Annotated in this window: 6 protein-coding genes and 1 pseudogene; 4 read left to right on the top strand and 3 right to left on the bottom strand. The window is 33.7% G+C overall.

The window, feature by feature from the left end:
• Positions 1-280: 280 nt before the first annotated feature.
• The 3 genes and pseudogenes from FFR48_RS21375 to FFR48_RS29595 form a co-directional block, all read right to left on the bottom strand.
• The gene (locus tag FFR48_RS21375) at positions 281-1,447 is read right to left on the bottom strand and encodes a helix-turn-helix domain-containing protein (protein ID WP_137668773.1); all 1,167 of its coding nucleotides are present in this window, start codon (positions 1,445-1,447) and stop codon (positions 281-283) included.
• Between the two features lie 351 nt (positions 1,448-1,798).
• Entirely contained in the window at positions 1,799-2,038 is a 240-nt protein-coding gene (locus tag FFR48_RS21370; RefSeq protein ID WP_137668772.1) for a hypothetical protein, read from the bottom strand.
• 53 nt (positions 2,039-2,091) lie between these two features.
• Positions 2,092-2,355 (bottom strand): annotated as a pseudogene (locus tag FFR48_RS29595) (glycosyltransferase); the annotation flags it as partial.
• A gap of 335 nt (positions 2,356-2,690) precedes the next feature.
• Between FFR48_RS29595 and FFR48_RS21360 the strand changes: the two are divergent.
• The 4 genes from FFR48_RS21360 (at position 2,691) to FFR48_RS21345 (ending at position 9,501) form a co-directional block, all read left to right on the top strand.
• A complete protein-coding gene (locus tag FFR48_RS21360) occupies positions 2,691-3,548 on the top strand; it encodes a transcription factor RcaD (protein ID WP_137668771.1) in 858 nt (285 codons plus the stop codon).
• 90 nt (positions 3,549-3,638) lie between these two features.
• A complete protein-coding gene (locus FFR48_RS21355; protein WP_137668770.1) occupies positions 3,639-5,744 on the top strand; it encodes an ATP-binding protein in 2,106 nt (701 codons plus the stop codon).
• 15 nt (positions 5,745-5,759) lie between these two features.
• Complete coding sequence (locus FFR48_RS21350; protein WP_137668769.1) at positions 5,760-8,456, top strand: DNA translocase FtsK; 2,697 nt, start codon at positions 5,760-5,762, stop codon at positions 8,454-8,456.
• A 160-nt stretch (positions 8,457-8,616) separates the two neighbouring features.
• Positions 8,617-9,501, top strand: coding sequence for a ParA family protein (locus tag FFR48_RS21345; protein WP_137668768.1), 885 nt, complete (start codon positions 8,617-8,619; stop codon positions 9,499-9,501).
• Positions 9,502-9,741 lie beyond the last annotated feature (240 nt).

Below are 9,741 nucleotides of genomic sequence, written 5' to 3'. Positions count from 1 at the left end.
CTCAGGACAGGCTCAGGACAGGCTCAGTACAAGTCGCTCAGTACAAGTCAAAATAGCTAAAACCCTTTACCTGTAAAGTTTTCGGATTTATATGGCTAACGCCACGCTACGCTATCAGCAAACCCTATTTACCTCCTGCCTCTTGCCTCGCTCATGATCATAATGTTGGCACAATTCTTTACTAGCTGTGCAGCAAGTTCAAATTGAGGAAATTTTTACTAATTCGTAATTCGTAATCAGTATTTAATAGGTTCAAGCCTACATAAATTGTAATTGCGAATTATGAATTATGAATTATGATGATATGTTTTTTATGATCAAATTGAATTTTACCTTGTTGTTGGAACTGACTCAGTAAGCGTGTAATTGTGACTCTGGTAGTACCACAGATATTGGCAATATCTTCATGAGTGAGGCGAAAACAAAGGCGTGTTCCTTCAGGTACTGGTTCTCCAATTTGCTGTTTTAAAAGTTCTAATAAATGCTGTAATCTTGCTGGTACTTTTCGCTGACCAGCAATAAATAAAAAAGATTGTGTTTGTTGTAATCGCTGTTGAATTTTAGGTAATAGGATTTTATTGAGGTTGGGTGTAGCTGCAATTTCTGAAAGGTAAATTGGTACTACTACTTCGACATCTGCAATGGCTGTGGCTTGGTAAATGGGTAAAGATGTCATACTAGAGCCAAAAATCATGCCTGGTTTTGCTAACCCTGTGATTATTTCTGCACCTGTTTCACTAAATGCACTGAGTTTAACTAAACCATGACGAACAAACCAAATTAATAAAGGAATGAGGGTAATAATTTCTCCTTTGGAATGTTTATGTATAGGACGATTTTCAATTAGGTCGGTGAAATTTTTAACATCTGTTGATTCTACTGGCTGATAAGCAACACTTTTATGTATTAACCAGTGTAATTTCGTCTGTTGCTGATTGGCAACAGATTTGACTTTCAAAGAGGCATCAAATGAATCATCATGACGTGGCTGTAATCGTAATAATATTTCTCGGATTTGCTCAGATTTAGATATCTGATTAATTGTGCTGAAAAAGTAGGAGTGTTGTTCTTGTGAAATGAAATTTGTTATTGGTTTTCCAACTAGAACATTTTGGTCAATGTTTAGTAATTGTGATGCTAATCGGTTGGCTTCTTGGATAATACCCTGTTGATCAGTTACTAAATAAGCTGCTGGTGCAAATTCAAATAATTCTTGGTAATGTTGGCGTTGTGTTTCCAGCAAGGTGCAATTTTGCATGAGTTCTTCGTTTTGCTGGTAAAGTTCCTCAGCTGCTAATTGCAACATTTTTGAGGTGCTATGTAGTTCTTTAAATGCTTGGGGTAGTAGATCAGAGGGAATCCAGGGTAATAAGGTAGCAGTTTGGTATAAATCTGCTAAATACTGGTGTAATGCTTCTGATCGTTGGATAAATAGTTGTATGTTCACTTTTAATTCCCGCCTTTATATGGATATTGAGTCAAAAATTCCATTACTTTAAATTTGGGAAACTTTTTTTATACTCTTTTTAAGGTGTTAAAAAATGAAAATTTATTATATTTTAAGTTTTACTTAATCATTTGGTAATTTGTTTTAACGTTTTATTATTCATATATATATATATATATATATATGAATAATAAGTTTATTGTATTAAAACTGTTTATTTTTTAGCTTTTCTATGTTTACTTGTAGTTTACATTATAATGCTTAATTGATGCGAATAACCAGATTGTTGATATCTGACGCACCCTATTAATGTGCCAGTTGCGTAAGTCGTCCACTGATAACTATATTTGTCTATAGATTGTGCAAATTTGTGGGATACTGAGATTGGTGATCGCCTGATTTTTTGTGAGCTTTGTTGCCATTTTGCTGATCATGCTGGGTTTGTATCTCATACCATTCACTCATGCAATATTCTGACCAACAAAAGCAGTATTCATACCAACAAAAATCACATAAGTTGGAATCTGCTATTTGCTCTCCGTTGGATACAGGTTTGACGCTATTATGAGGACAGTGAATATAATTACTCATTGGTGTTAACTCCTTTTTTGAATGAAAACAACAGCTTTATTAAGTTATTTGTATTACTCAGTTTCTAGACAAATTTGCTTATAAGGCTTTCCAGCAATTTCCCAAGTAAAGTTAGTTTCTATAAATTATCTGGCATTATGAGAGAGTTGATTTATAAGTTGTGAATCTTCAAAAATTTGACTAATAGCTTTTATGTATTCTGCGGGTTATTTTGCTTTTAATGCTCGTCGTGGTGTGTTGATACTATCTACAGCAAGTCCTTCTAACCCGCGATCGCTTCCCACCACTGGAATACCTGCGGACATCGCTTCTAGTACCGCTTCGCAGAAGTCAAAAGTCAAAATTCAAAACCAAGACAGCATAGGATTGTCGGAGATTGAGAATGGTTGGTTTATTTACGCCGTGCTGTACTAGATTTACTAAGAGATTGACCAAAATATCATAGCACCATGTTCCTTTAGAGACTAAAATAAATACAACAACCAAAGCTAACTTTTAATAGCTTATTCAGGAAGCAATGACTAGAAATTTTCATAATAGTTTAGTGTTTAGTGAAAAATGGTACAGATTAGGGTTAACATAATAAAAGTGTGTCAATTTTTCTCTTTTTAACCTAGATTAGTCATAGTTCGCAGCCAGCAACATTAAGCACATGGATACTAACCAGTTAAAATTTGTATTAAAACTATTGGGATGTCCCAACTACCGCGCTGGGTTAAGTTCCAGTGTTTTTGACGCTTTTAAAAAAGATAAAAACAAAATTTGCAGAGATTTGAAAGCACTAGAACTGGTAGACTATTCCCAAGAGATTGCCACAGTAAAAATCAAGGATGCTGGACAGGCTTTGTTAAAATTAGATTCCAGTCAATTACCCATCAGTGATAAAGAACTGAAAGTATTGGAAAAGATCGGTAAAAGTTCTAAAAAAATCGCCCCCAGTGAAATTAAAGTTTCTGGTTTGAAATCAGATGAACGAGAGACGATATTAAACGTATTAAATGGAAGGGGTTTGATTGAAATAGAAATCAAGATGAAAAGAGTTAAAGCTGAAGTGTGGTTAACTCCAAGGGGAATAGAATATTTGCGGGATGAATTTATTACCAATCAGGGTAATAAGCCCACTATTAGTTTAGACTTATTGGGTAATTATATCCGGTTTTTGCGGAAAAATTTACGTCATTCAGAACCAGTTGATTCTGTAGTATCTATCAGTGAAAATTCGGAAATAGAAACTATCAGTAAACCTAGTGATCAACAGGTTTTAGAGACTATTAAAAAATTAGATTATGAACTGGGAACAGAGAATTATTTACCTATTTTTCATTTACGAGAAAAGTTACAACCACCTTTATCAAGGGATGAATTAGATCAAGCTTTGTATAGGTTGCAAAGAAATGATCTAATTGATTTGAGTTCTTTACAAGAAGTTAGTGCTTATACCCCAGAACAAATTGATGCGGGTATCCCTCAAAATATTGGTGGTCAACTGTTTTTTATCATCGTCAACTAACAGTTATCAATTCATCCACATAGTTTGATTATTTTCTGATTATTTTCTTTTTTCCTTAATTCCTCCTCACACCGATTTTTAGATTTAGCAATGACAAACATTAACGATATTATCAAACGTGAAGTCAACCCTTTTGATGTTATCAATTTAAAGCCTACTAATTTTTGGGCGGATCAACAGGATGTAACATTAATGGTTGATTCAATTCATAAAGAAGCAATTACAGAGATAGAATATTTACTAAATTTAGTAGGTAAAGATCATCGTAGTCGTACAGTTTTATTAGTTGGTGATTCTGGTGTAGGTAAAAGTTATTTATTAGGTCGTCTGAAACGCACTCTTAACCCTAAAGCTTTTTTCGCTTATATTCTTTGTAACTGGGCTGATAGTAGTAATATTTGGCGGCATATTTTACGCTATACAGTTGATAGTTTGATTCAAATACCTGAAGGTGAGAAAGAATCACAATTAATGTTATGGCTAAAAAGTTTATCAGCCTTTACAAAAAGTGATATCAAAAAACGAATATTTAATGATAATTTTTGGGAAGCATTACAAAGTAATCGCCAAAAATTTATTAAACATCTCAAGGATACCTATAAAACAGCAGGTATCTATAACCCTGATATCTTTTTTGGTGTGCTGCACGATTTAGCAAATCCCGAATTATATGATATAGCTTGTGAATGGTTGCGAGGAGATGATTTAAGTGAAGAATCCATGAAAGAAATAAAGGTTAAACACTGTATTGATACAGAAGATGCAGCCAAAAATATTTTAGCTAATTTTGGCAGAATTTCCACACAAACCCAGCCAATAGTCTTATGTTTTGATAATTTAGATACCATGCCTCAATCGCCAGAAGGGTTTCTGGATATCCAACCTTTTTTTAATGTTAATACAACAATTCATGGGGATAATTTTAAAAATTTCTTAGTCATTATCAGTGTGATTACAAATACTTTAAAACGCCATTGGGATCGGGTGCTGCCAGCGGACAAAGCCGGAATATATAAAACAATTGAGCTAAAAAGAATTAATATAGAACAGGCGGAAGCACTTTGGGCTTATCATCTCAAACCATTACATCAATTAGCATATCCTCAACCAGAATCCTCTCTTTTTCCTCTCACTCGGCAAATTTTAGAAACAAATTACCCTGCTGGTAAAACCATGCCGAGAAATACATTAACTCTGGGACGTGACGAATATCAAAAATATAAAATTGATATCATCAGTGGTCATATCAAACCTGAACCTGTAGCACAAACAAAAGTTACCATACCCCAACAAAAAGTTACTCCTGATCCCATAATTACTATTTCTTTATCTGTAAGTGATCCAGAAACAACTCAAGCAGAATTTGAATTACTATGGCAAAAAGAATATAAGAAAATTCAGGGTAAAATTACAAAATTATCTCTGTTATCATCATCTGACTTAATGCAGATGTTACAACAAGCTTTATCAGCTTTACAAATCCAGGGAATTAAGCCTAAACTTTTAACTGGAAAATATGCTACTTATTCATTGAGTTATCAGCAGTCTCAAAAACAAGAAAGAGTAGGAATAGTCTGGACAGAAGATTCAAACATGACTACTTTTTTTCATGTTATGAATGCTTGCAAAAATGTAATTCATAACAATAGCTGTAAAACTCTTTATTTAGTCCGTGCTGGAAATGTAGGAAAACCAAATCTTGCAGGAAATCAACTTTATAGAGAACTTTTTACACACACTCATCACCAACACATCAAACCAAGTCTAACAGCAGTTCATTATTTAGCAACATACCAAAGTTTTGTCAATTCTGCCAAATCTCAAGAATTAGTCATTGGTGGGAAAACGATTAATTTACAAGGACTAGAATCTTTAATGCGTGAATCTCAAATCTTGCATAACAAATGTACTTTGTTACATGATTTAGGTCTTGTTGCTGCAACAGAACAAGATACAAATGGTAAAGTTAGAAGAGATTACAGACCTGTAAAAGATTTTATCTTAAATCTCATCAAAACTCAAGGATTTATGGGAGTAAATACGTTAATTTTCCAAACAGCTAGTCAATTTGCTGATGTTCAAGAAACAGAAATTAAAATGTTAATTGATCTATCATGTCAGGAAAAGAAAGCTAAAATTATGAACCCAAAAGCTAAATTACAAGATCAATTAATTTCTTGGAATCCTCAACTATAATATATATATCAACTAATGCACTACCTAACCAAAGATGCGGAAATATATCAGCAAATTTCCCAAATATCCCGACATAAAACTCTATGGATAGATACAGAAATTGCTGATTGGAATACTCCCTACCCCAGATTATCATTAATTCAAATATTGGCTGATCCTACAGACTTAACTGGTGAGTCTGCTTTAATTTTCGATGTTTTAGATAAACCTGATTTGACCGATTATTTTATCAATCAAATCATGGTAAAATCAGAAATTGCTAAGGTTTTTCATAACTCTGGATTTGATGTTAAATATTTAGGTAAAAACCTAGCCCAAAATATTATCTGTACATACCAATTATCTAGAAAAATTACCCGTGAAAAACTACAAGTAAGTAATTTAAAACTCAAAACCTTAGCTGTAGAACTTTGTCAATTTTCTGATGTAGATGTAGAAGAAGGAACAAGTGACTGGGGAAAACGTCCTCTCACTCAAAAACAGCTAAACTATGCAGCAATGGATACAGTCTATTTAGCTGCTGTCCATCGTCGCTTACTACAAATATATCAACCTGAAGCTATTAATGAGATTTTTAATATGGTAAATAATACATCTGAAAATTCATCTTTAACACCGACTAAAGTTAGAGTAGCGTTTGAATGTCCGCGGTTATTTTATCTCAATCATCATTTTGATCATAAAGCAATATTTTTTCCTAAAAATTCCATTTCCGGTATTGGTAATGTTTTTCATAAATTAGCCGATGATTTGATCCAATTACTTTTGATTAATCCCAAAATTAAATCTTTATTAATTGCCGATGTAAGTAGATTAAATTTAGAACAAATATCATCGGAAATTCAACAAATATTTTATACAAATCAATTCTTCCCTTATTTACAAAATATTATCAGTCAAGATGACAGTAAAGCACCTGCTTTATTACAAATTTGGCAAGGAATACAAGGACTGATTAAAAAACTCACAGAGTTATTAATTATCAATCGGCGTTATTGTAGTGCTGAGACAGTAATTAAAAATACTTTTATTCAGGAAGAAAGAACTTTAGAATATTATTTTAATTTACCTGATGGTACACAACAATTAGTTAGAGGTGAATTTGATTGTTTAGTTTTTAATTTTGAAGTTAAACGCCTGTGTATGATAGAGTTTAAAACCTATCACCCTGTAGATCCAGCAGCACAGTTAGCACAGGTTTCTCTGTATAGTTATATGTTATTTCACAAGAAAAAAGCGGCGGTAGATTCTGCGGTTTATTGTGTTTTACCTGAATTTAAAGATTACCAATATTCCTGGGAACAATTAGAAAATACAGTTCATCAATTAATTCCCTACAAACTATTACAAATGCAGGAATGGTTAAAATGGGAATCTCCCAACCCCAACCCACCACCTGCGACAACTCAACCCCATTTGTGTGAAATTTGTCCTCAACAACAAAAGTGTCAGACATTTTTTAATCCTAATGTTCTTAAAGAATGTCTAGAGATGATGATAGATTTATGTGATCGATTAACAATTAAGTCAACTATTAATGCTGAGGAAATAGGGGAATCTGATCCCCCCCAACCCCCCTTAAAAAAGGGGGAGAGTTTACCAAATATTAATGCTGATGAAATTGGAGAATTTGATCCCCCCCAACCCCCTTTAAAAAAGGGGGAGAGTTTACCAAATATTAATGCTGATGAAATTGGGGAATCTTTAGTTACAACTTTGGCATCTTTTAAGGTTAATGTAGATTATTATGGTGCTGATGTAAGTCCGGCATTTATTCGGGTGAAAATTAAACCCCATTTAGGTATAAAAGTGCCTTCAATTTTAAAATTATCTGCTGATTTACAAGTGCAATTAGGGTTAGAATATCCTCCTTTAATTGCGCCCCAAGCTGGTTATGTCAGTGTTGATTTACCACGCAAAGATAGACAAATTGCTAAATTTGAAGATTATATTCAAAAACAGTTTTTACCAGCAAATACACCTGTAAAAATTGCTGTAGGAATAGGTATTGATGGTAATTTATTGGAAGCTGATTTATCTGATCCGAATACTTGCCATTTTTTAGTAGGAGGAACAACAGGAAGCGGTAAAAGTGAATTTTTAAGATCCCTACTTCTCAGTTTATTGTATCGTCATTCTCCCCAACATCTGAAAATTGCCTTAGTTGATCCGAAAAGAGTGACATTTCCCGAATTTGAACAAATTCCCTGGTTATATTCACCAGTTGTTAAAGATAGCGATCGCGCTATAGAATTAATGGAAGAATTATTGATAGAAATGGAATCTCGCTATCAAAAATTTGAAAAAGCTAAATGTAAAGATTTAACAGATTATAATCACAAATTTTCCCCACCTTTACCCCGGATAGTATGTATTTTTGATGAATATGCCGATTTTATGGCAGAAAAAGAAATTCGTACTGCATTAGAACAAAGTATCAAACGTTTAGGTGCAATGGCAAGAGCAGCAGGAATACATTTAATTATTGCTACCCAACGTCCAGAAGCGGGGATAGTCACCCCTATTATTCGCTCAAATTTACCGGGAAGAATTGCTTTAAGAACCTCCAGCGAAGCGGATTCTAAAATTGTTCTTGGTGGAACACAAACAGCAGCAGCATATCTGTTAGGTAAAGGTGATTTACTTTATCAAGTTGGTTCTCAGTTACATCGTTTACAAAGTTTATTAGTAAAAAATATGAAACTACCTTAAAAAAGTCCTTAACTTTTTTCGGGGTATAACCGCATAAAGGAGAAAAGATAGCCCAAAGCAAATTTTCGCATCTACCAAAAGACTAAATTAACCAAAGTTAAAATCTATTAGATAATATGTACGCTACATTAATGGGAATGCGTCAGCAGAGGAAATAAAAATGGGATATGTAATTGCAACTGCAAACATGAAAGGTGGAGTGGGTAAAACTACGGTTACTGTTAATTTAGCCACTTGTTTAGCAAAAAATCACAGAAAAAAGGTATTGGTTCTCGATTTAGATAGTCAAATTAGTGCTACCCTCAGTTTAATGTCACCGATGGAGTTTGCTAAACGTCGCAAACAAAGAAAGACTTTTAGATATTTGATAGATGAAGTTATTAACCCATATCCCAATGCTGAATACAAGATTCAGGATATCATTCAAGGTGAATTATGTAAGCTGCCGGGATTGGATTTATTGCCAGGAGATATCGACTTATATGATGAATTTGTCGTTTCAGAAATGCTGCATAATCAAGCATTAGCCTTGGGTGAACAAGATTTTGAAACTATTTGGAATCGTTTTGAAAGAGTCTTAATTAGAGACATTTTAAAACCAGTTCGGGATGAATATGATTTTATTCTTTTAGACTGCGCTCCTGGTTATAATCTCATGACTCGTAGTGCTTTGGCAACTAGCGATTTTTATCTTTTACCTGCTAAACCAGAACCTTTATCTGTGGTGGGTATTCAATTATTAGAAAGACGCATTGCTAAGTTAAAAGATAGTCATGAACAGGAAGCAAAAATCAATATCAAAATGTTGGGAATTGTCTTTAGTATGTGCAATACTAATTTATTGACTGGCAGATATTATAAACAAGTAATGCACCGAGTTGTGGAAGATTTTGGTGTAGAAACTATTTGTCAGGCACAAATTCCCCTTGATGTCAATGTAGCGAAAGCTGTTGATAGTTTTATGCCGGTAACGTTAATGAGTCCGGGTTCTGCTGGTGCTAAGTCATTTATGCAGTTGACTGAGGAATTATTGCGGAAGTTGTAAAGGCTATATAATAGATCCTCGATTGATTAAAAAAGTCGGGGATCTGAGTTCCCATTCAAGTATTTATGAGTTAAACTCTAGTTTATTGGTACTTATTTTTTACCAAATTTCTCTTAAATAGACCTGTCCGAAATATATAACGGAAAAATGGTAGAACGGTAAATGGAAAATATACCGTGGTTCTACCAAAGATGAAAAATATTACCAATTATATACATATGTACCCAAAACGCGCTAGGG

The sequence above is a fragment of the Sphaerospermopsis reniformis genome, from assembly GCF_005402885.1.
GTDB lineage: Bacteria > Cyanobacteriota > Cyanobacteriia > Cyanobacteriales > Nostocaceae > Sphaerospermopsis > Sphaerospermopsis kisseleviana.
Note: the sequence above shows the minus strand (reverse complement) of the source record. Positions and strands in the feature narration are given on the sequence as shown.